Here is a 22,282-nt window from a genome sequence, read left to right as displayed (position 1 = left end):
GACGGCGGCCTAGACGTCGTCGTTCTGGACCGCGCGCGGGTCGGTCAGCAGGTCCTGGAACACCCGGAGCTGCTCGCCCACCAGCTCCCATGACCCGGACGGGGAGTTGAGTCCGGAGTCAAAGGCGGCCATCGCGACGACGCGGGCCCCACCCCCGTCGGCGTGTGACCCGGCAGCCATGTCGAACCACTCCTGGACACGCTGTCCGGCGGCAGCGTCCGCGCCGCGGACACCCCACTCCCCGATGGCCACGGGGACACCCTTGGCCTCGGCGAAGGCGCGCACGCGGTGCCAGTTCTCCGTGATGAGCGACGCCTCGCGGTAGCGGTACACGTCGACACCCATGACGTCATAGATGCCGTCGTCCCACCACTCGTTGATGTCCCGGCCGGAGGAGGGCTCCCAGGTGTAGTCCATGAAGACGCTGACCAGGGCGATGTTCTGCACGCCCAGGGCGTCGATTCGGTCGCGGACCCGACGGTTCATGGCCACGTGGCCAGCGGGACCTGCGGGGTCATCAGGAGCGTTGACACCACCCCCACCCTCGGGCTCGTGATGGATGGTCAGCCACACCGGTCCGCCGGTTGCCTCGAGCGCCAGCAGCATCTCATCGATCTCGGCGTCGTGCTGACCGGCACCCATCGCGGCCCACGACGGCGTCTTGACGGAGACCCACGGCAGCCGGCCGGCCGCCAGGTCGCCCTCGACCATCGTGATCAGGCTGGTGGTCCGGTGGCGCCACTGGAAGAAGGTCCGACGGACGCCGAGGACCTCGCCGGCGGGGACCTCATGGCGGAGGACGGGGTCGGCGTTGCCGCCGACGGCCGCTCCCCAGCGGACGTAGCCGGGTGCGGGGAGACCGGGGATGCTCGGCTCGGGGTCCGGCGAGGGCTCAGGATCGGGGTCGGGCGTGGGCTCAGGATCCGGGTCCGGCGTCGGCTCAGGATCAGGGGTCGGCGTCGGCGTCGGCTCGGGGTCGGGCGTGGGCTCAGGGTCGGGCGTCGGCTCAGGATCTGGGGTCGGCGTTGGCTCAGGATCCGGCGTGGGAACCTGGACCGGCTCCGGACTGGGCGCCGGCCCCGCGTCCGCGACGGGCGGGGCGGCCTGCCCCGGCAGCGTGGGCGGGGCCGGGTCACCGGACGGGCTCTCGGGGGCCTCGGCCGGAGACGGTGCCTGCTCGTCCGTGCTGGACTCGCCCCCATCGGGGCACGATGCAGCAGCGCCGGCGGCGGTCATGGTCGCGGCATCCACGGCCATCTCGCCACCGATCACCACCAACCGGTCGAGTGTCGAGCAGGTGCGGGTCAGCCATGACTCCGCATCGGGCGAGAGCACCTCACGGGTCGCCGACAGCAGGATCGGGGCCATCAACTGGCGGGCGGCAGCGGATGCCGTGAGGTTGTCCGGGAAGTCGTCGCCACGGACCAGGATCGCGTTGTCGCCATCCATCAGACCCGCTGCGACGAAGCGATCGGCAGCAGCCACGGCTGTGGCGGTGCGGGTCGGCCCGGCGACACGCTCGACCGTCACGCCGAGTGCGTTCAAGCTCTGGCCGACGGGTGTCCGCACCTCACCGATGGCGGCGAACACCGTGTCGGCCACGGCTTGGCTGCCGCCGAACACGACCACGCGTTCGGGTTGCAGGTCGGTGAGCGCCGCGACCGTCTCGGCTGGCAGCGCCTCGCCGCGAGTGAGCAGCAGGGGGAACCCACCGGCGGCAGCGGGAGCGCTGGCCGACAGCGCGTCGGCGAAGTCCTCACCGCTGGCCAGCAGCACGGTGGCGGCACCGTCGAGCGTGGGGATGCCAGTTGTGGCCGCCGTCTCCCGGGCGATTGCCGCGGCAGTGGCGAAGGGCCCCTGCCCCGCGATGCGACGGACGTGGAGGCCTCGGTCGACCAGGGCCTTCCCGACCTCGGCGCTCACCACGGTGGTGTCCCCCAGCAGTGTCACGCGCTGCGTCCCCAACGCGTCCAGGGTCTCGGCGACGACCGGGTCGAGCGTGTCGGGGTAGGTGGCGATGACCGGGGCACGCAGCCCGGCGGCCAGGGGCGCACCGGCCAGCGCCTCCTGGAACCGGGTGGCCGAGACGACCACGGCCTCCTCCGCACCCTGCGGGAACATGGCACGCGCCACCGCGGCGGAGGTGTCGATGCGCGTCGGCCCGGCGAAGCGGTCCGAGGCAACGGCGCCGGGGTCTGGTGTTCCGGTCTGGGCGACAACCGGGGGAACGACCATGAACACGGTCAGGACAAGTGCGATGATGAGCGTGAACCGCGATGAGGGGGACATGGAAGGCTCCTGGTCGAGACCTCCCAGTAATCGGCCATTACCCTCGATTACCTAACGGCTAGTTATTCGTAACTATCTGTCAGTAATGCTGAATTCGGCTTGGTTCCTCACGCAGGTCGGTAGGCTCTGCCACCGTGTCAACGCCGACCACCAGCAGCAGCGAGACCGCGGAGACCAACCAGACGCGTGGAGATCGCCCGTCCGGCTTGATCCTGCTCGCCGTCGCGGTGATCGTCGCGGTCCTGCTGCGACCGCTCTTCGATGGGCTTCTTCAGAACCCCGCCCTGCAGACCTGGTCGACCATCTTCGTGTCCATCACGATCCAGGCACTGCCGTTCCTGGCCCTCGGAGTGATCGTGTCCGGGGCCATCGCGGCGTTCGTGCCGCCTGCGGCGCTCATGCGGCTGATGCCCCGCAATCCGATGCTCGGTGTGCCTGTTGCCGGCGTCGCCGGACTTGCCCTGCCGGGGTGCGAGTGCGGGTCAGTCCCGATCGCTGGCCGTCTGGCCTCGCGGGGGGCGTCCCCGGCAGCAGCGTTCGCCTTCATGTTGGCGGCGCCCGCCATCAACCCCGTTGTCCTGGCAGCCACGGCCGTGGCGTTCCCGGGTCGCCTCGACATCGTCGCTGCGCGGTTCGTCGCCTCGCTGGCCGCCGCCATCATCGTGGGATGGATCTGGGCGAAGTTCGGCGACAACTCGCTCGTTCGGGATGCCAAGGGCTACGACGAGAGCGCCACACCACTGTCGATGTTCGTCCAGGTGGCCTCGCACGACTTCGTCCACGCTGGCGGCTGGCTGGTGATCGGTGCCATGGCGGCGGCCACGCTGCAGGTCGCGGTGCCCCGATCGATCCTCGACGTCCTGGCCGGCAACGAGGTCATCGCCATCCTCGCGATGGCGGTCCTAGCCGTCGTCTTGGCCATCTGCAGCGAGGCCGATGCCTTCGTCGCCGTGGGCCTCACCCAGTTCTCGCTGACGTCGCGCCTGGTCTTCCTGGTGGTTGGCCCGGCCGTCGACGTCAAGCTGATCGCGCTGCAGGCCGGTGTGTTCGGACGTCGATTCACGGCCCGCTTCGCACCGCTGACCTTCGTGGTTGCGGTCATCTGCGCCGTGGTGGTGGGTCTGATCGCCGCTGCGCTGACCGGCGACCTAGGCTGGCGGCAGGGATTGGTTGTCCTGTAGAGCAGATCGGACTGATACACCGTGGATCAACGGACACAGGGCGTGGTGATGCTGGCACTCGCGACGGTGTCGATACGCCTCTGTCTCAGCGGGCTGGCCTTGTCCTACATCAAGGACGACTACGTCCCGATCCTGCTGGTCGCCAGCATTCTCATCGCGGTGCTCGGCGTGGTGACGCTGTACCGCGGTCACCAGCGCGCCATGGCTGCACTGGACCACGAGCAACTCGCCGTCGAGGGGTCCGATCACCCGCATGCGCACGGCCATGACCATGCGGGAGGTCCGCGCATCGCCTGGTTCCTGACCGCGCCGCTGTTCGCACTGCTGCTGGTGGCGCCTCCGCCACTGGGCGCCTTCGCCGCCAATCGCCAGGCCACCACGGTGGTCCAGACGACCTCCGGATTCCCCGAGCTGCCCGAGGCCGTCGAGGGCGCCGTACCGCTGCGCGTGTCGGAGTTCAGCGCTCGAGCCCTGTACGACACCGAGGAGTCCCTGGACGATGTGACCGTCCGGCTCACGGGGTTCGTGTCCGACACGCTGCCCGACGGGTTCGTGTTGACCCGCTTCTCGCTCTCCTGCTGCGCAGCCGACGGCACCGCCTACAGCGTGGAGGTGCGCGGCACCGACCTCAGCCCACCGATCGATCAGTGGGTCGAGGTGGTCGGTGAGTGGCAGAACCGGGATGGGCACGTAATCGGCGAGTTCAGTGACCAACCCCCGCTGCTCAGCGCAACCTCGACGGTGGAGATACCGCAGCCCGAGTCGCCCTACGAGGGATGATCACGGGAACGCCAGTCAGCTGGCCTGGGATGCCCCCGCGGCGCCGACCGCCTCACGGAACGTCTGGCGGGCATCCAACTCGATGATGTCGCACGGCATCGCGATCCCGGCGTCGTTGAGGGCGTTGGTGATGGCCTTGACGACATCGCTCTGGACGTCTCGGATGTCGGCCTGGCGGGAGTGCGACCAGTAGCGAAGATCGAAGTCGATCGTTGAGGTGTTCAGCTGCGTGTAGAGCGCCTGGGGGGCCGGGTCGGACTCGACGCCCTCCACTGCGGCGACGGCGTCGAGCGCGACCTGCTGTGCCTGGCCGAGGTCCGCGTCGTAGTCCACCCCGACCGCGATGTCGGTTCGGATGAACTCGTAGGCCGTCTGCACCCTGACGGCCGAGCCGTAGACGTCCTGATTGGGGATCAGCACCCGTTGGCCGTCGAACTGCTTCAGTTGGGTCTCGCGGATGTTGATCGCCTCCACCGTGCCGCGCCACCCACTGACCTCGATCTGGTCGTTGATCTCGAACGGCTGTCGGAACAGCAGCAGGAGCCCCGCCAGCGTGTTCTGAAGGATGTCCTTGAAGGCGAAGCCGATGGCGACGGAGCTGACGCCGAGCCCCCCGATGACGGCCGCGAGGTCCACACTCGGGATGGCGATGACGAGCGCCATCACGACGCCGAACGCGATGGTGAAGATGCGCGCCAACCGGGTCATGACGTTGACGAAGCTGGCAGAGCGCGTGCTCGTCGACGTGATCGCGGACCGGACGAGCTTGCTGACCAGTCGTGCGATGAGGATGAAGGCCACGATGACGACGACGGCCAGCGCCAGCTGCGGGAGCTGCGCCAGCACGGCCTCCACTATGGATGTGAACGCGTCGGTGACGGTCTGGACCGGACTCAGTCCGGCATCTGACTGGGCGAAGATTGGCTGCATGCCCTCGTCCTTGCCCGTCCGCGTGGCCGACGAACCGTGCGCGCTGCCCGCGGTCTCAGCCGTGGGCGGCGCGGGGGTCCCCGAGCAGTTCATGGAACACGCGCAGCTGCTCGCCTCGGAGCTCCCACGATCCCGACGGAGAGTTGAGTCCGGAGTCGAAGGCCGACAGCGCCACCACGCGAGCCCCCTCGCCGTCGGCGTGCGAGCCGACGGCCATCTCGAACCACTCGCGGACGTGCTGACCGGCAGCGGCATCAGTCCCCCGGATGCCCCACTCACCGACAGCGACCGGAACACCCTTGGCCTCGGCGAAGGTGCGAACCCGGTCCCAGTTCTCGCGGACGAGTGTCCCGGGCTGGTAGCGGTAGACGTCCACGCCGAGGATGTCGTAGATCCCATCGTCCCACCACTGGGTGATGTCCCGCCCCGACGCCGGCTCCCAGGTGTAGTCCATGAAGATCGAGACCAACGCCACGCCCGAGATCCCCAACGCATCCATGCGCTGCCGCACCCGCCGGTTCATCGCCACATGACCAGCAGGACCCGCCGGATCATCCGGCGCATTCACCCCACCCCCACCCTCCGGCTCATGATGCACCGTCAACCACACCGGACCACCCGTGGCCTCCAGCGCCCGCAGCATCTCATCGATCTCCGCGTCATGCGCACCCTCCCCCATCGCCGCCCACGACGGGGTCTTCACCGACACCCAGGGAAGGCGGCCGGCAGCCAGGTCCTCCTCAGCTGTTCGGATCATGCCGGTCGACCGCGTGTTCCACTGGAAGAACGTGCGCCTGACACCGAGGGGGGAGCCGGCCGGAACCTCGTGACGATCGACCGGGTCTGCGTTGCCGCCCACCGCAGCACCCCAGCGCACCCATCCAAGCGGAGGGACTCCGGGGATCGTGGCATCGGGAGCGTCCGGTGGTGGCTCGGGATCGATCGTGGGCTGAGGTTCGGGCGTCGGCTCCGGTGTCGGGTCTGGCTCGGGGTCCAGCGCCGGCCCTGGGGACGAGGAACACGTCGCAGCCAGCTGAGCCTGGTCCATGGTGTCGCTGGATACCGCGGACTCGCCGCCGATGACACGGACGTGGGTCAGCGCGCCGCAGTTGCCCTGCAACCACTGCTCCGTGTCGTCGGACAGCAGATCGCTGGTGGCGGTGAGCAGGATCGGTGCCTGCATGGTCCGTGCGGCGGCTGCTGCGGTCAGGTCGTCGGGAAAGTCATCTCCCCGGGCGATGATGACGGTGTCGTCCTCCATGAGCCCGAGTTCGACGAATCGGTCGGCAGCCGCTGCGGCCGTCACGGTCCGGGTCTCTCCGGCGATGCGTTCCACGACGACGTCGCCGATGGCCTCGACCTCGGCCAGGACATCGGCCGACACGGCTTGTTCACCACCGAACAGCATCACGCGCGCTGGCCCGATGGCCTGCAGGGCGTCTCGGGTGGCGTCGGGCAGCCTCGCCGAGCGGGTCAACAGCAGCGGGTACGGGCCGACGGCGGCGGGTCCGCTGGCCGCGAGCGCGTCGGCGAAGTCCTCTCCACTCGCGAGCAGGATCGTCGGCCTTGATCCGAGGTATCGCGGGCCCGCAATCCGAACGACCTCGAGTGCCAGCTCGGCCGCGGTGGCGTAGGGCGTATCGGCTCCGACACGACGGACGTCCAGCCCTCGGTCGACGAGAGCCCGGACCACGTCCTCGCCCACGACGGCGTGGTCGCCGAGGACCGTCACCCGACGGACGTCGAGTGTGGCCAACGTCTCCGCGGCCACCGGGTGGAGGGCATCGGGAGGGGTGACGATGACGGGCGCGTCGAGACTGGCCGCGTAGGGGGCTCCGGCGAGCGCTTCCTGGAAGCGGCTGGCCGAGACGATGACGGCCTCGTCCGCTCCGTCGGCGAAGAACTCGAGCGCGACGGCTGCGGCGGTCTCGACGCGGGTCGCTCCGGCCAGCCGATCCGCCACCACCTCATCGGTCTGGCCAGCAACAGGGGGGACGAGGCCGAGCACGAGGACCAGCGCGACGAGAACGGTGCTCCAGACGCGCGCCGTGCTCAGCAGACCTCCCGTGTGGTCCATGCCACGATCCTTCGCCCTCTCCCGCAGACGCACACGTGTCCAGCAGGTCAGGCGACCAGTCGTTCCGGCTGGCCCTCTCCTCTTCCTGCCCCAGCCGGTCGTCAGACGACGCCGCGGGAGACGAGCTCCTCCGCGATCTGGACGGTGTTCAGCGCAGCACCCTTCAGCAGGTTGTCGCCGACGGCCCAGAAGTTGATGGAGTGGTCGTCGTGAAGGTCCTCGCGAATCCGCCCGACGGCCACCTCGTCGCGGCCGGCGAACTCGAGGGGCGTGGGGAGGTCTACCACGACCATGCCGGGGAACCCGTCCAGCGCGTCCGTGGCGGCCTGCCGGCTGACGGGCTGGGTGAAGGTGGCGCGGATCTCCACCGAGTGGCCAGCGACCACCGGAACGCGCACGCAGGTGGGGGCAACCTTCAGGTCCGGAATCCCCAGGATCTTCCGGGACTCGTTGAGCAGCTTGAGCTCCTCGTCGGTGTACCCGTTCTCCTGCACCGTTCCGAGTTGGGGCACCACGTTGAAGGCGATCGTGGCGGCGAAGGTGCTGGGCTCGACCAGCTTGGCAGCGGCCTGCCCGTCGGTGCGCAGCAGCTCGAAGTTGTCGAGGAGCGGCTGGACCTGCTCCTGCAGCTCGTCGATGCCGGACTGTCCGGCGCCACCCGCCGCCTGGTAGCTGGTGGCGACCATCGACACCAGACCGAACGCGTCATGCAACGCCTTCAGCGGCAGCATGATCGCCATGGTGGTGCAGTTCGGGTTCGCCACGATCCCCTTCGGCGGACGCTCCGCGAGCAGGTCCCCGTTCACCTCGGTCACGACCAGTGGGACGTCGGGGTCCATGCGGAACGCCGAGGAGTTGTCGACCACGATCGCACCGGCGTCGACGGCGCGGGGGCCGTGTTCCTTGGAGCGACCGCCGCCCGCACTGAACAGGGCGATGTCGACGCCGTCGAAGGCGTCGTCGTCGGCCAGGTTCTTGACCGTGATGTCCTGATCGCGCCAGCGGATCAGCTTCCCGGCCGAGCGCTCGCTGGCCAGCAGCACCAGCTCATCCAGCGGGAAGTCCCGCCGGTCCAAGAGTCGACGAAGGTCCTGTCCAACAGCGCCGGTGGCGCCTGCAATCGCTACACGCATGGTTCTGCCTTCTACTTTCCCTCGACGAGCACGGGGGTGTCGGAGTCCAGTCCGAACGCGCTGTGGATCGCCTGGACAGCCGTCTCCACATCAGCTTCGTTGACCACGACCGAGACACGGATGGTGGAGGTGGAGATCATGTCGATGTTCACGCCCGCCTCCGACAGCGCGCTGAACATCCGTGCGGCAACGCCCGGGTTGGTCTTCATGCCGGCACCGACGAGGCTGACCTTCCCGATCTTCGGGTCGAGCTCGACGGCTGCGGCGCCGACCTCGCTGATGAGCGGCTCGAGCTCGGCCTTGGCCAGCGTGGCGTCGGTCAGCGGGATCGTGAAGGTCATGTCCGTCGTGCCGTCGGCGCTGACGTTCTGCACGATCATGTCGACGTTGACGTTGGCGTCGGCGAGTGCGGTGAACACCCTGGCGGCGATACCGGGCTTGTCGGGCACCCCGCGCACGGTGACCTTGCCCTCGGAGCGGTCGTGAGCAACCCCGGAGATGATGGCTTGTTCCATGAGCTCTTCCTGTGTGGGGTGGGCGATGACCCAGGTCCCATCGTGGTGACTGAAGCTGGACCGGACGTGGATGTCGACGCCGTGGTTGCGCCCGAACTCGACCGAGCGGGTGTGCAGGACCCCGGCGCCGTGGGCGGCGAGTTCGAGCATCTCCTCGGCGCTGATGCGGTCGACCTTCCGGGCCGTCGGGACGATCCGCGGGTCGGCGGTGTAGACGCCGTCGACGTCGGTGTAGATCTCGCAGACCGTGGCCCCCAGCGCCGCGGCCAGGGCCACCGCGGTGGTGTCGGTGCCGCCTCGGCCCAACGTGGTGATGTTCTTGCCCTCGCGACTGACCCCCTGGAAGCCCGCCACGATGGCGACGTGGCCGTCGTCGAGGGCGCCGGTGATGCGGCCAGGGGTGATGTCGAGGATCTTGGCCTTGCCGTGCACCTCATCGGTGATGATCCCGGCCTGCGAGCCGGTGAAGGACTGGGCGGAGAGTCCCTCCTCCTGGATGGCCATCGCGAGCAGGGCCATCGAGATCCGCTCACCCGCGGTGAGCAGCATGTCCATCTCGCGTCCCGGGGGATTGACGGAGATCTCACCGGCCTGACGGATCAGGTCATCGGTGGTCTTGCCCATGGCCGACACGGCGACCACGACGTCGTGGCCCGCTCGCTTGGTCCGCGCGATCCGGTCCGCGACCCGCTTGACGCGGTCGGTGTCGGCGACGGAGGTGCCGCCGTACTTCTGCACGATGATGGGGCTCACGCGCCACGAGTCTAGCCAGCAGGAGGCGGCCTACTCGGTCGGTGGATGGAGGGGTTCCGGGAGGAACACCGCGCCGCTGCCCTCAGCCGCCACGATGTCCTCCGGGTTCGAGATCCGACAGCGGTCGAGGGAGAGGCAGCCACAGCCGATGCAGCTGTCCAGCCCATCGCGCAGCTTCTCCAGCGCGGCGATCTCGGCATCCAACCGCCCCCGCCACGCCGTGCTGATCCGCGTCCAGTCATCCTTGGTGGGAGTCCGCTCGTCGGGCAGCAGAGCCAGTGCCTCGACGATCTCCTCCAGGGTCAGCCCGACGTGCTTGGCTGCGGCGATGAACGCCAGTCGGCGCAGGACGTCGCGGTCGTACCGCCGCCGACCCCCGTCGGTGCGGTGGGCGGAGATCAGCCCGCGCTTCTCGTAGAAGCGGAGCGCGGAGGGCGCGAAGCCGCTGCGTCGAGCGACCTCACTGACGGTCAGGACACTCGTGGCCATGAGATTTCTCCTGATTCTGGTTGACTTGAAGTTAACTTCAACTCCTACTATGCCGGATATGGCACATCGAACACCAGAACCAGTCCGACGAACCGCCGTGGTCACGGGTGGGTCCCGTGGTCTCGGCGCCGCCCTCACCCGCGCCCTGGCAGCCGACAACTGGCGCGTCATCGCGACGGCGCGGACCGCCGCCGATCTGCAAGCCCTGACGGACCAGATCAGTGGACCGCGTCAGCCGAACTCGCCGACATCGGGGGAGGTGGTCACCGTCACGGGCGATGTCAGCGATGCCGACCATCGGCGCACCATCGTGCAGGCGGCAGGCGGCCGCGTCGATGTGCTGGTCAACAACGCCAGCGCGCTCTCCCGACCGGGCGGCGGACTGACCCGCCTCGAGGACGCACGACCAGCCGACCTGCGGTTCGTCTACGACGTCAACGTGCTGGCGCCCGTGGCCCTCGTCACCGACCTGCTGGCATCGCTGCGTGCCGCGGAGGGCGTCGTCATCAACATCTCCTCTGACGCGGCAACCGGCCCGTACGAGGGATGGGGTGTCTACGGGTCATCGAAGGCTGCGCTCGATCAGGTCAGCAACGTGCTCGGTGCCGAGCACCCCGAGCTGGCGGTCTACGCCCTCGATCCTGGCGACATGCGCACCCAGATGCACCAGGAGGCGTTCCCGGGCGAGGACATCAGCGACCGACCGCTCCCCGACACGGTGGTCCCCGCAATCCAGCGCCTGATCGCCGAGCGGCCGCCATCGGGTCGGTACCTGGCCGCGGACCTGCTCGCGGCCGATCGCATCACCGCCGAGGGGGTGCTGGCGTGACCGGCCTGACCACGGTGCCCGCCTGCGTGTCCCCGCAGTTCCACATGCGCGACCGGGACGACACGCAGGCCGAGGTGAGGTCGATCCAGACCGTGGAGGGCCCGACCCTCCCGCGTCCCTCGACCCGGTTCTCGCTCGACCCGGCCCGCCACGCGTCGACCCCGCCAGAGGAACGCGGCCTGGAGCGCGACCAGGTGGGACTGATGATCGCCTCCCAGGACGAGTCCGGTGTGGCGCAGCTCCGCCACACCCGCTTCAGCCAGTTGGGTGAGGGGCTGGAAGCCGGCGATCTGCTGGTCGTCAACACCTCTCCCACGCTTCCGGCAGCGATCGCTGGGACCTGGCTACCGCGGCCTACCGGCGGCATGCAGCGTGTGACCTCCGGTCCAGGATCGGCCCGGTCGTACCCAGTCGTCGTGCACGTCGCCGGCCCCTCCCGCGGTCGAGGCTGGGTGGTCGAGCTGCGCCATCCGGACCAGTCGGGGCCGGTGTTGCAGGCGCAGGTCGGAGACACGGTCCGCCTGACGGGAGGCGCAGAGGTGTCCCTGCGCCATCCGGTCGCCGCCGGTCCGCCGCCCGACACGACCCGGCGGACCGACCGCCCCGGTGGGGAACCTCACCTCGCGGGTGGGGAACCTCACTCTGCTGGTGACGAACCCAACCTCGCGGGTGACGAACCCAACCTCGCGGGTGGGGAACCTCACGTCGCCGGTGTCCGGCTCTGGAGGGCCGAGGTCCACGTCGGGGCCGACCGCAGCCGCGCATCACTCGCCGCACACCTCCACTCCCACGGCCGCCCGATCACCTACTCGCCCGATCCACCTGCCCATCTAGGCGCCTACCAGACGGTCTTCGCCCGCCCAGCGCCAACCGACCCCGGCGGCTTCCCAGGACCCTGGGGCAGTGCCGAGATGACGTCCGCCGCCCGTCCCTTCAGCCACGAACTCGTCACCCGACTGGTCGTGCAAGGCATCCAGATCGCGCCGATCGTGCTGCACACCGGCGTGTCGTCGCAGACGGCAGGCGAAGCTCCCCAGCCGGAGTGGTTCGAGGTTCCCGAGGTGACAGCCAGCCTGGTCAATCATGCCCGGTCGGGCGGGCATCGGGTCGTCGCTGTTGGGACCACGGTCACGCGAGCCCTCGAGTCGGCCGCGACCGGCGAGGGCGAGCTGGCGGCCGCCAGCGGGTGGACCGACCTCGTCATCACCCCGCAACGCGGCGTCAAGATCGTCTCCGGGCTGGTCACCGGCTGGCACGAGTCGGACGCCTCACACCTGCTGCTGCTCGAAGCGGTGGCAGGACCGGGTCTGGTCGGAGCCGCCTACCAGGCGGCCGTGGCGGGGCCCTACCTGTGGCACGAGTTCGGGGACAGCTGTCTGCTGCTGCCCTGACGTCTGGATGCCGAGTTGCCGGATTCCCCACGACGTGTTCGGGTACGGCTCCCACAATGCGCCCTCCATCCCCGATCGCACTGGACCAGCGCTGGGAGATACGTCGCGGGAACGGCCCGGTCCTGGCCACCGCACTTCATGCCGGCCACGACCTGCGACCCGAACTCGCCGCACTCTCCGCTCTCGACGCTGCCACACGTCTGCGCGAGGAAGATCCCCTCACCGACGTGCTGGCCAGCGTCGGCGACCACCTCTTCGTGCCCGCTGCATCCCGCTTCGAGGTCGACCTGAACCGGCCGGCCGACGAGGCGGTGTACCTCAACGGGTACTACGCCTGGGGACTGGAGCCCTGGAGCCGTCAACTGGAGGAGGCGGAGGTGGCCCGCTCGCTGGCGGCCCGCGAGCGGTACTACCAGCTGATGCGGGTGTGGCTCGAGGAGCTGATCACGACCTACGGCGCCGTCCTCGTCCTCGACGTCCACAGCTTCAACCACCGTCCCGCGGACGGGGACGGTGAGCCCGGCCCGCCGACTGATCACCCGGACATCGACCTCGGGCTCACCACCGCAGACGAGGACCGCTTCGGCGAGCTGGTCGAGACGTTGTGGACCGAACTGACGCGGACGCGGATGCCCGCTGCAGGCGACGCCGACCGTGCCGTCGAGGTGGACCGGAACGCGCGCTTCGTCGACGGTGGTCACTGGCCCGAGTGGGTGTTCGAGCAGTACGGCGAGCACGTCTGCACCGTCACCCTGGAGTACAAGAAGGTGTTCATGGACGAGTGGGCCGGCACCGCTGACATCCAGGCACTGCACGCCCTCCACAGTGGACTTCGCCGTGCGGTCGACGCGGTGCGGCACCTGGTGCGATGAACCACCTCTCGACGTCGCAACCGACGCCGCCGCAGCCAGGAGCCGCGGCACGAGCGGTCGACGCGGCCCTGGTCGATCTCGACCGCGAGATCGACTGGCTCGCGCGCGTGTCCCCCACGGGCAACGACGCCAGATGGCGGACGTTCGTGGCCAACGACTTCCAGTTCGCACCGCCGCTCACCTATGAGCCCCTCGAACTCGACTGCGAGGCTGTCCGGTACCGGCTGGATTCGCTGCCGCTCGCCGAGATCGACGAGCCCACCTTCGCCGTCCTGCTGGCCGAGAAGGCCGACGAACTGCGCCGACAGGTCCGTCTGCTCGAGTGTCGGGACACGCCGGCCTTCGTCGCGGCCTCCATCGACCTCTTCGGCGAGATCGACCGGACGTTGCTGGACGATGCGGAGACGATCCTCTCCGACGTCCCAGAGCGGTCCCCCACCGGGCCCCGGGCGGGCGCGGACGACGTGTTGGCCGAAGCCCAACGCTGCCGGGCCGAGTACGCCGAGGCGGCTCCGGAGTTCGCGTTCGAGATCCACGTCGTGCCGGACACCGACTACAAGCTGATGGTCCGGGCTGGCGATCTGTACGTGGACGCCCGGCTGGACATCTCCACCCACCGCGTGCGACCCCTGGTGGCCCACGAGGTCGGCGTCCACGTGCTGACGTGGTTCAACGGTCGCCGCCAGCCACTGGCCCTGCTGCAGAGCGGCTTCGGTCACTACGACGCCCTGCAGGAGGGGCTGGCGACGTTCTGCGAGTTCCTCGAGGGCTGCCTGCCGCCGTCTCGACTTCGTGTGCTCGCTGCGCGCGTCGTCGCCGCCGACCTGGCGACGCGTGCGACCCCGCTGGAGGAGATCTTCGACGTGCTGCACCGAAGCCACGGCCTGCCCGTCGAGCCGGCCTTCGAGGTCGCGGTGCGAGCCAAGCGCGGTGGCGGACTCACCAAGGACGCCGTGTACCTGGCCGGTCTCCGAAACCTGCTCAGCTGGCTGGGACGCGGCGGCGACCTGACGGAACTGTTCGTGGGCAAGTTCGCCCTGCGGCACCACCACCTCATCGTCGACCTGCTGGACCGAGGCCTCCTCCGCCCTCCCGCCCTCCTGCCCAACTGCCTTTCCAGCGGTGACGGCGTGGCCCGTCTGGCCGACGCCGCGGAGCGCCCCCTGACCGCCCTCTACGACATCGACTGCACCACATGAAGCTTGCTTTCGTCATCAACGACATCGCCACCGAGCAGGACAACTACAGCACCATCCGCCTGACCCGCCGCTGCGTTGAGATGGGTATCGACGTGTCGCTGGTCTCGCAGAGCGAGTTGAGCTACATGCCCGGTGGCGCCCTCTGCGCACCGGCATCTCGACCGTCGACGACCGGGTACGCCGACGACACCGAGATCCTCGCCGACCTCCAGGAGCCCGAGAACCGACGCCACGTGGTCACCCTCAACGAGGTGGACGTGCTGATGCTGCGGGCCGACCCGGCCAAGGAGATCGTGGAGCGGCCGTGGGCCCATCCCTCGGGGCTGCTCTTCGCCCAACTCATCGCCGACAGCGGTGTGATCGTCGTGAACGACCCGAGGAGGCTGACGGACGCCTCGAACAAGACCTACTTCCAGCAGTACCCCGAGGCCATACGGCCCCGCACCTGCATCACCCGTGATGCGCAGACGATCCGAGCCTTCATCGAGGACCAGGACGGCCGAGCGGTCATCAAGCCACTGCAGGGCTCCGGCGGCGAGGGCGTCTTCGTCATCACCGACGGCGGCCGTTCGAACCTGAATCAGATGATCGAAGCAACGGTCCGCTTCGGGTACGCGATCGTCCAGGAGTACCTGCCGGCTGCCGCCGATGGCGATCTCCGACTCATCACCCTGAACGGCCGCCCCCTTCAGGTCGACGGGACCTACGCCTGCTTCCGCCGCTACAACGAGACCGAGGACGCCCGGTCGAACATCACGGCCGGAGGGGCGATCGAGATGGCCGAGCCGGACGAGGACGCCATCAACGTCGCCGAGATCGCCTCACCGAAGCTGGTCCGCGACGGTATGTACCTGGCCGGCCTCGACATCGTGGGGGCAACGATGATGGAGATCAACGTCGACACGCCCGGGGGGATCGGGCAGGCGGAGGACCTGACCGGAATCGACTTCTCCGGGGCGGTCCTCCGGGACCTCAGGCACAAGGTTCGCTTGCAGGAGCTCTACGGGGGCCGGTTCGCCAACCGCGAGATCGCGATGATGTGACGCCTCAGGCGTCGAGCGCCACCAGGATGAACGTCAGGGTCCGAGCCTGGTCGCGCCACGCGCCGTATCGGCCGCTCGGCCCCTGATGGCCGGCACCCATCTCGGTCTTCATCAGGATCGGGCGGCTTCCGGTACCCACCTCCCGGAGGCGGGCGACCCACTTGGCCGGCTCGTGGTACTGCACGCGCGGGTCGTTGAGGCCGGCGGTGATGTAGACCGCGGGATAGTCGGCCGGAACCGTGTTGTCGTACGGCGAGTAGCTGAGCATGTACGAGGCGAACGGCTCGGACCGTGGGTCGCCCCACTCCTCCCACTCCGTCACCGTGAGCGGCAGCGTGGGGTCGCTCATCGTGGTCACGATGTCGACGAACGGGACGTCGGCGACCACCGCGGCGAAGCGTCCGGGGCGCATGGTCATGCAGGCGCCGACCAGCAGCCCGCCGGCCGAGCCACCCCGGATGCCCAGGCGGTCCGGATGCGACCAGCCGGTGTCCACCAGGTGGTCCGCCACCGCCAGGGTGTCGGTGAACGTGTTGCGCTTGTTCAGCAGCTTCCCGCCCGTGTACCACCGGCGTCCGCCTTCGCCGCCGCCGCGAGGGTGGGCCAGGGCGAAGATGACACCGCGGTCGAGCAGTGAGAGTCGGACGACGCTGAACGCTGTCGGGATCGAGATCTCGTAGGAGCCGTAGCCGTACAGCAGGCACGGCGCCGTCCCGTCCACCGGGGTGTCGGTGTGCCGCACCACATCCACCGGCACCCGGGTTCCGTCTTCCGCGGTCGCCCAGAGTCGCTCGGCCACGTATGCGTCCAGATCGACGTTGGGGGTCGGGGTGCGCTTGACGAGGGTCGATTCACGCGTGACCACATCGACGTCGTAGATGGTCCGCGGCACCGACATCGACTCCACCGCGACGCGGAGGATCCGGGTGTCGTAGTTGCGGTTGGCGCCGAAGGAGGTGTCGTGCGGCTCGTCGAGCACATCGAGTTGCGTGGTCGTCCCATCGCGGAAGCGCACCTCGACCCGTCGCTGCATGTCCTTCCACGAGAGGATCGCCAGATGATCGGCGAAGGTCTGGACGGAGACGATCCGCCGGCCCGGCTCGTGGGGGACCAACTCGGTCCACGCCCCCGGCGCCTCCACCGGCGCGGTCATGATGCGGAAGTCCTCGGCGGCCTCGTTGGTGGTGATGACGAACTGCTCACCCCAGTGGCTGACGCTGTACTCGAGATCGTCCTCGCGCGCCCGGACCAGGACGGGGTCGGTCGTGGGGGCGCTGGCGGGGAGGACCCACACCTCACTCGACAGCTTCGACCCGCTGCCGATCATGATCCACTCGCCGCTGCGGCTGGCTCCCACGCCGACGAAGAACCGTTCATCGGTGTCGATGTAGACCTCGACGTCATCCTCCACCGGGGTGCCGAGCGCATGACGCATGACCCGGAAGGGACGGTGCTGCTCGTCGGGGAGCACGTAGAAGAGGTATGACCCATCAGCTGACCAGGCGGACCCACCCGCCGAGGTGCGCGGGATCACGTCGTCCAGTTCGGTGCCCTGGTGGAGGTCACGAATCCGGACGTCGTAGAACTCGGCGCCATCGGTGTCCGAGGACCAGGCGAGGCGTGTGTGGTCAGGACTGATGTCCACCATGCCGAGGGAGAAGAAGTCATGTCCTTCCGCCTCGGCGTTCACGTCGAGGACGACCTGCTCGGTGGCGGTCTCCGCCGTGCGACCTCGGGAGATGACGACGTAGTCCTTTCCCTCCTCCGTCTGCCGGGCGTAGAACCAGTCGTCGTGTGGAACGGGAGCGCTCTGGTCCGTCTCCTGCACGCGCGACCTGATCTCGCCATAGACGGCCTCGATGGTTTCCTCGTGATCGGCGAAGAACGCGTCGGCGTAGGCGTTCTCGGCCTCGAGGTAGTCGATGGTGTCCGGGTTGTCCCGATCGGCCAGCCAGGCGTAGTGGTCGGTCACATCACCGGTCGGGCGTGACCAGACGTGGGGCACGCGCTTTGCCGTGGGAGGAGTCATGCGGCCCGATCCTACGGAGGTGGACCTGATCCGCTGGCCAATGGCTGGCGAAGGAATACTGGTGCAATGTGTGGGTTGCACGGGATGCGGATATAGCTTGGTGACAAGGACACACTTCCTCAGCACCCCCCTCAGTGCTGAGGTACACACGGGGTCGTCGACGATGCAGCCGACGACCCCGTTTCCTTTGCTCCGTCTCTGCTCAGATGATGGCGTTCAGCCCATCGACGTGCGGCCGGCGAAGGCCCGTCCCAGCGTCACCTGATCGGCGTACTCGAGATCGCCGCCGACGGGGAGGCCACTGGCGATGCGCGTGACGCTGAGGCCGAGGGTCTGGAGTTGCCGGCGGAGGTAGCTCGCCGTGGTCTCTCCATCCACCGTCGGGTTGAGGGCGATGACCACCTCGGTGACTTGCTCCTCGCCAAGCCGGCGCACCAACTCGGCGATGTGCAGCTTGTCGGGGGTGATCCCGTCGATCGGGACGATCAAGCCCCCGAGGACGTGGTACCGACCTCGGAACTCGCCGGTCTTCTCGATGGCCTGCACGTCCTTGGGCTCGGCGACCACGCAGAGGACGTCGTCCGTCCGCTTCGGATCGCGACAGATCCGGCACAGCTCACCTTCCGACACGTTGAAGCAGCGCGAGCAGAACGTGATGTCCTGCGCGGCGGAGAGGATCGCCTTGGCGAGGCGCTCGGCGTCGATCCGCTCGACCTGCAGCAGGTGGAACGCGAGCCGCTGGGCGCTCTTCGGACCGACACCGGGCAGTCGTCCGAGCTCGTCGATCAGGTTCTGGACCGGGCCTTCGTACACCAGTGGGTTCTCGGAGGTCTACAGCAGCCCGGGGGGCAGACCGAGGCCGCCGGCGATGCCGCCCATCATCTCACCCTCCAGCTCCTTCGAGGCACGGACCGCCTCGTTGCACGCGGCAACCACCATGTCCTGCAGCATCTCGACGTCATCGGGGTCGACCGCGTCCGGGTTGATGGTGATGGACTGGAACTCGCCGGCGCCGTTGACCACGGCTTCGACCATGCCGCCGCCAGCGCTGCCCGTCACGGTCTTGGCCGCCAGCTCGTCCTGAGCCTTCTGCATCTTCTTCATCATGGCCTGCGCCTGGCGCATCATGGCCTGCTGGTTGCCCATGGGGCTCTCCTCGTGGTCGGTGTGCGTGGTGGTCGGTTGCGTGTGATGGTAACGGTGGGCCGTGCCGGTCCGGTACGAGTTGAGGACCGGTTCACTCGCGGCTGTCACTGATGACGGTTGCGCCCAGCCCCTGACTGAGTGCGGCGATGGCCTGATCGTGGGCCTCGTCGTCGTCGGCGACGTCGCCGGCAGCTTCAGCGGCTTCGTGGTTGATGACCGCCGACGCCTCGTCATCAACCACCTCCACGGACGCCGCTGGAGGGTCGGACCCGACCACGGCGTTGATGCGGTACCGCGTACCGGTGACGGCTTCGACGGCGGCTCCGATCGCCTGCGCAGTCTCGGCGTCACGGGCCTGCTCGGCGTGGAACTCGAAGGGAAAGTGCAGCATCAGGGCGTCGCCCGTGATCGACGTGGGGCGCCCCTCACCGACCACGGCCGAGACCCGCTTGGAGGTCCGGCCGAGGGTGGTCAGGACCGCCGGCCAGGCGTCGATTATGCGGGTCAGGTCGTCGACAGGGTCGGGGGTGTCGGAGGCAGACTCCTGCGGGGCTGGTTCGGGCGCGGAGTCGGCCGCTGCTGGTCCGGCGTCCTGGTCCGGCGCGGTGGACGGACCGGTCGGGGCAACTGGGTCAGCCGCGGCAGCCCCGGGCTCTACGGCTTCGGGCCCTTCGGGCTTCGGTTCGGATTGGCGGGGTTCGGATTGGCGGGGTTCGGACTCGCTTGGTTCGGACTGGCCGGGTGCGGATCGACTGGGCTCAGACGGCTCCGGTTCGTCCGGGGCGGCGTCGCTCGGGTCGTGATCAGGGCCCCGGTCCGTCGCCGGTGCCTCGCGGGCGCTCCGATCGGGCTCGTCACCGGCCGGAGCGGCGCTCGCACCTGCCGGTGCAGCAGCAGCGGCTGGCCACTCCGACAGCGCCGACTCTACACGGTCCAGCCGTGCCGCGAGAGCCTCCGGGTCACCGCCGGACTCGGGTAGTGCAGCCTTGGCCAGCGCGATCTCGAGCGGCAACTGGGTGTTACCGCGACGCATCTTGGGCTGGGCGTCGTTCAGCAATTCCACGGCGCGGAGCAGATCCGCCGGGCCGGTCCGCGACGCCTGCGCTGTGAGCTCGGCCACCCGGTCGGGCGTGGCGTCGACGAGCCCGGCCTCCGGCGCGGCGGCCAGCAGCAGCAGCGACCGCAGGTGCTCCACCGCGTCCGTGGCGAACTGCCGCAGGTCGGTTCCGCCGTCCGCGACCTCCTGGACGAGCCCCAGGACGCCCGCCACGTCGGAGTCGGCCAGCAGGCCCGCCAGCCGGTCCAGCAGGACCGCGGGGACTGAGCCGAGGACCTCGGCCACACCCGCTGCGGTGACGGTGGGGCCTGTGAACGCCACCACCTGATCGAGCACGGACAGGGTGTCCCTGGCCGACCCGTCACCGGCCCTGACGATGGACTGCAGGGCGTCGCCCTCGAAGGTGAAGCCCTCCAGATCCGCGATGTGGCGGCAGTGATCGGCGAGTTCGGCTGCCGGGATCCGACGGAGGTCGAACCGCTGGGTTCGGGACAGGACCGTGGGCAGCACCTTGTGCGGCTCGGTCGTGGCGAAGACGAACACGACGTGGTCGGGCGGCTCTTCGATGGTCTTGAGGAAGGCGTTCCACGCTGCGTTGGAGAGCATGTGGCACTCGTCCACGATGTAGACCTTGACCCGCGCCTGTGCTGGAGAGAACGCCACACGCTCTCGCAGGTCACGGACGTCGTCGACCCCGTTGTTGGAGGCGGCATCGATCTCGATGACGTCCGGGCACGTCCCCTCTCTGATCGCGGTCACGATCGGGTCGTCCGCAGGAGGCGTGGAGGTCGGGCCGTCCGTGGCGTTGATGGCCATGGCGAGCAGCCGAGCCGAGGAGGTCTTTCCCGTCCCGCGTGGACCGGTGAAGAGGTAGGCGTGATGCCAGCTGCCGCTGTCCACCGCGCGGGCCAGCGTGGTCGTCACGTGGTCCTGGCCGACGACCTCGTCGAAGGTCTGCGGCCGGTACTTGCGGTAGAGCGAGACGTGCGCCACGTGCGGCTGGGTCCTTTGGCTTGCGTGGTCGGGACGACGTGTGGGAAACCAAACCCTAGAGGCCACATGTGACACCGGCACCGTCGTGACGGCCAGAGCCGGTTGGCCCGCCGCGTGGCTGGTGGCCGGATGGCACGATCCCGGCATGAACGAGGTTCGATTGGTGGACGTGTTCGGATCCGGCGGACTGTCGGGCAACCCCGTGGCGGTGGTCCACGATGCCGACGGTTTGAGTGCCGAGCAGATGCTCGCGTTCACGCAGTGGATGAACCTGTCGGAGTGCACCTTCCTGGTCCGCCCGACCGCCGATGAGGCTGACTACCACGTCCGGATCTTCACGCCCGATCGCGAGATGGCGTTCGCCGGTCACCCCACCCTGGGCACCTGCCACGCATGGCTGGAGGCCGGCGGGACTCCCAGCACCCCCGGGGTGGTCCTGCAGCAGTGCGGCGCGGGACTGGTCCCGCTCGATCTGGACGAGGGGACCATCTCCTTCGCCGCCCCACCACTGCTCCGCGAGGGTCCGGTCGACGAGGCGGACCTGGACCGCGTCTGTGCGATCCTGCGCATCGACCGCACCGCTGTGCAGGCGGCCGCCTGGACGGACAACGGACCGGGATGGGTCACGGTGCAACTGCAGGATGCCGAGGCGGTCCTGGCACTGGACCCTCGCGGCGACGGCGACCGGATCGACATCGGCGTCGTCGGCCTTTACGGTGACGGTGGTGAGGCAGACGTCGAGGTCCGCGCGTTCTTCACCGACGCGCAGGGTGTCCTCCGGGAGGACCCCGTGACCGGGTCGCTCAATGCGTCCGCCGGTCAGTGGTTGATCGATCGAGCCGAACTGACGCCGCCGTTCACCGCCGCACAGGGCACGGCCATGGGTCGCGCTGGACGGGTCAGCGTGCGCCTGGCGGCCGACGGCAGTTTGCTGGTGGGAGGCCGGACCACCACGATCCTCCGAGGTCAGCTCACCTGAGCCGCCGCGGGCACTACCGGACGGGTTCGCGGCGTGTCCGTGGCACCCGTCACTGACTGCTTATGGCTGCTGCCTTCCGGCCCTGACCAGGTTCACAGAGCGACGTCGCACGGGACCTCGAACCCGCCCGATACTGTCCACGGCGGGCCTTCCACTCTAGCGGAGAATCGGGTCGCGTGCGTGCCCGTCCGCACGGCGTCCGATTGGCCGGTAGCGCCACTCCGACCATCTCGTCATCGTGACTAGTTACCCTACCGGAAACGAGGTGTTTTCCATGAGTAAGGTAAAGGACCGTGGCAGCATCGATCGGATCATCCACGACCAGGCCGATGCGCTAGGAGGGTTCACCGTCCTGGCGCGCGATGGCGTCGCCGGGAAGATTGCCGGCGACCAGGATCGGGTGGGCGACAACCACCTGATCGTGCGCGTCGGTGGTCGACTTCGGGGCAACGACGTCGTCGTCGAGACGACGGTCGTATCGGCCATCGACGCGGCCCAGAAGGAGATCCACGTCGACCGGATCGCCGACTGGGTGAAGGCGTCACCGAAGCTGAAGCACTTCCAGGGCTCGTAGGCCGCCGCACCACCCGCTGTCCC

Annotated in this window: 19 protein-coding genes and 1 other RNA gene; 9 read left to right on the top strand and 11 right to left on the bottom strand. The window is 69.0% G+C overall.

All coding sequences use genetic code 11. The features are described 5' to 3' along the window. Nucleotides 1-9: 9 nt before the first annotated feature. A complete protein-coding gene (locus C1746_RS05770) occupies nucleotides 10-2,289 on the bottom strand; it encodes a cell wall-binding repeat-containing protein (protein WP_116713703.1) in 2,280 nt (759 codons plus the stop codon). A 134-nt stretch (nucleotides 2,290-2,423) separates the two neighbouring features. On the opposite strand from C1746_RS05770, the gene C1746_RS05765 reads away from it, so the two are divergent. Together C1746_RS05765 and C1746_RS05760 are read left to right on the top strand one after the other, a co-directional pair. Continuing rightward, on the top strand, nucleotides 2,424-3,470 hold the full coding sequence (locus C1746_RS05765; RefSeq protein ID WP_116713702.1) for a permease: 1,047 nt from the start codon (nucleotides 2,424-2,426) through the stop codon (nucleotides 3,468-3,470). A 21-nt stretch (nucleotides 3,471-3,491) separates the two neighbouring features. Beyond that, a complete protein-coding gene (locus tag C1746_RS05760; RefSeq protein ID WP_162867431.1) occupies nucleotides 3,492-4,250 on the top strand; it encodes a TIGR03943 family putative permease subunit in 759 nt (252 codons plus the stop codon). A 15-nt stretch (nucleotides 4,251-4,265) separates the two neighbouring features. On the opposite strand, the gene C1746_RS21930 is transcribed toward C1746_RS05760, so the two are convergent. From C1746_RS21930 to soxR, 5 genes are all read right to left on the bottom strand, one after another. After that, nucleotides 4,266-5,180, bottom strand: a complete 915-nt coding sequence (locus C1746_RS21930) for a mechanosensitive ion channel family protein (RefSeq protein WP_162867430.1) — start codon at nucleotides 5,178-5,180, stop codon at nucleotides 4,266-4,268. Between the two features lie 55 nt (nucleotides 5,181-5,235). Then, entirely contained in the window at nucleotides 5,236-7,257 is a 2,022-nt protein-coding gene (locus tag C1746_RS05750; protein ID WP_116713699.1) for a cell wall-binding repeat-containing protein, read from the bottom strand. A gap of 101 nt (nucleotides 7,258-7,358) precedes the next feature. After that, nucleotides 7,359-8,390, bottom strand: coding sequence for an aspartate-semialdehyde dehydrogenase (locus tag C1746_RS05745; protein WP_116713698.1), 1,032 nt, complete (start codon nucleotides 8,388-8,390; stop codon nucleotides 7,359-7,361). An 11-nt stretch (nucleotides 8,391-8,401) separates the two neighbouring features. After that, complete coding sequence (locus C1746_RS05740) at nucleotides 8,402-9,658, bottom strand: aspartate kinase (protein WP_240598849.1); 1,257 nt, start codon at nucleotides 9,656-9,658, stop codon at nucleotides 8,402-8,404. Nucleotides 9,659-9,688: 30 nt separating this feature from the next. Next, entirely contained in the window at nucleotides 9,689-10,147 is a 459-nt protein-coding gene (gene soxR, locus C1746_RS05735; protein ID WP_116713697.1) for a redox-sensitive transcriptional activator SoxR, read from the bottom strand. A 58-nt stretch (nucleotides 10,148-10,205) separates the two neighbouring features. Between soxR and C1746_RS05730 the strand changes: the two genes are divergently transcribed. Genes C1746_RS05730 through C1746_RS05710 form a run of 5 tightly spaced genes read left to right on the top strand, consistent with a single transcriptional unit; the run spans nucleotide 10,206 to nucleotide 15,481 of the window. After that, nucleotides 10,206-10,976 carry an SDR family NAD(P)-dependent oxidoreductase gene (locus C1746_RS05730; RefSeq protein ID WP_116713696.1) on the top strand — a complete coding sequence of 257 codons (771 nt, stop codon included), beginning with the start codon at nucleotides 10,206-10,208 and terminating at the stop codon, nucleotides 10,974-10,976. Beyond that, nucleotides 10,973-12,367: an S-adenosylmethionine:tRNA ribosyltransferase-isomerase gene (locus C1746_RS05725; RefSeq protein ID WP_116713695.1), complete on the top strand. Its 1,395-nt coding sequence runs from the start codon at nucleotides 10,973-10,975 to the stop codon at nucleotides 12,365-12,367. Before C1746_RS05730 ends, C1746_RS05725 begins: the two co-directional genes overlap by 4 nt. A 56-nt stretch (nucleotides 12,368-12,423) precedes the next feature. Next, the gene (locus tag C1746_RS05720; RefSeq protein ID WP_116713694.1) at nucleotides 12,424-13,239 is read left to right on the top strand and encodes an N-formylglutamate amidohydrolase; all 816 of its coding nucleotides are present in this window, start codon (nucleotides 12,424-12,426) and stop codon (nucleotides 13,237-13,239) included. Next, entirely contained in the window at nucleotides 13,236-14,438 is a 1,203-nt protein-coding gene (locus tag C1746_RS05715; protein WP_116713693.1) for a tyrosine/phenylalanine carboxypeptidase domain-containing protein, read from the top strand. The genes C1746_RS05720 and C1746_RS05715 overlap by 4 nt, the downstream gene beginning before the upstream one ends. After that, on the top strand, nucleotides 14,435-15,481 hold the full coding sequence (locus C1746_RS05710) for an ATP-grasp domain-containing protein (protein ID WP_116713692.1): 1,047 nt from the start codon (nucleotides 14,435-14,437) through the stop codon (nucleotides 15,479-15,481). Before C1746_RS05715 ends, C1746_RS05710 begins: the two co-directional genes overlap by 4 nt. 4 nt (nucleotides 15,482-15,485) lie before the next feature. Here the strand turns inward: C1746_RS05710 and C1746_RS05705 are convergent, their stop codons facing one another. From C1746_RS05705 to dnaX, 4 genes are all read right to left on the bottom strand, one after another. Then, a complete protein-coding gene (locus tag C1746_RS05705; RefSeq protein WP_116713691.1) occupies nucleotides 15,486-17,510 on the bottom strand; it encodes a S9 family peptidase in 2,025 nt (674 codons plus the stop codon). A gap of 216 nt (nucleotides 17,511-17,726) precedes the next feature. After that, nucleotides 17,727-18,323 carry a recombination mediator RecR gene (gene recR / locus C1746_RS05700; protein ID WP_116713690.1) on the bottom strand — a complete coding sequence of 199 codons (597 nt, stop codon included), beginning with the start codon at nucleotides 18,321-18,323 and terminating at the stop codon, nucleotides 17,727-17,729. Nucleotides 18,324-18,341: 18 nt separating this feature from the next. After that, nucleotides 18,342-18,656 (bottom strand): YbaB/EbfC family nucleoid-associated protein, encoded by a 315-nt coding sequence (locus C1746_RS05695; RefSeq protein ID WP_116715585.1) that lies wholly within the window; start codon nucleotides 18,654-18,656, stop codon nucleotides 18,342-18,344. Nucleotides 18,657-18,747: 91 nt separating this feature from the next. Beyond that, on the bottom strand, nucleotides 18,748-20,706 hold the full coding sequence (gene dnaX, locus C1746_RS05690) for a DNA polymerase III subunit gamma/tau (RefSeq protein WP_162867429.1): 1,959 nt from the start codon (nucleotides 20,704-20,706) through the stop codon (nucleotides 18,748-18,750). 145 nt (nucleotides 20,707-20,851) lie between these two features. On the opposite strand from dnaX, the gene C1746_RS05685 reads away from it, so the two are divergent. Further along, the gene (locus C1746_RS05685) at nucleotides 20,852-21,685 is read left to right on the top strand and encodes a PhzF family phenazine biosynthesis protein (protein WP_116713688.1); all 834 of its coding nucleotides are present in this window, start codon (nucleotides 20,852-20,854) and stop codon (nucleotides 21,683-21,685) included. A 22-nt stretch (nucleotides 21,686-21,707) separates the two neighbouring features. Here C1746_RS05685 and ffs read toward each other — a convergent pair. Then, nucleotides 21,708-21,807, bottom strand: an RNA gene (gene ffs, locus C1746_RS05680) — signal recognition particle sRNA small type. Between the two features lie 152 nt (nucleotides 21,808-21,959). Between ffs and C1746_RS05675 the strand changes: the two genes are divergently transcribed. Then, nucleotides 21,960-22,259, top strand: coding sequence for a hypothetical protein (locus tag C1746_RS05675; protein WP_116713687.1), 300 nt, complete (start codon nucleotides 21,960-21,962; stop codon nucleotides 22,257-22,259). Nucleotides 22,260-22,282: the final 23 nt, after the last annotated feature.

The organism is Euzebya tangerina (assembly GCF_003074135.1).
GTDB lineage: Bacteria > Actinomycetota > Nitriliruptoria > Euzebyales > Euzebyaceae > Euzebya > Euzebya tangerina.
The sequence above is the reverse complement of the archived record's forward strand: the minus strand, read 5'-3'. Positions and strand labels throughout refer to the sequence as shown.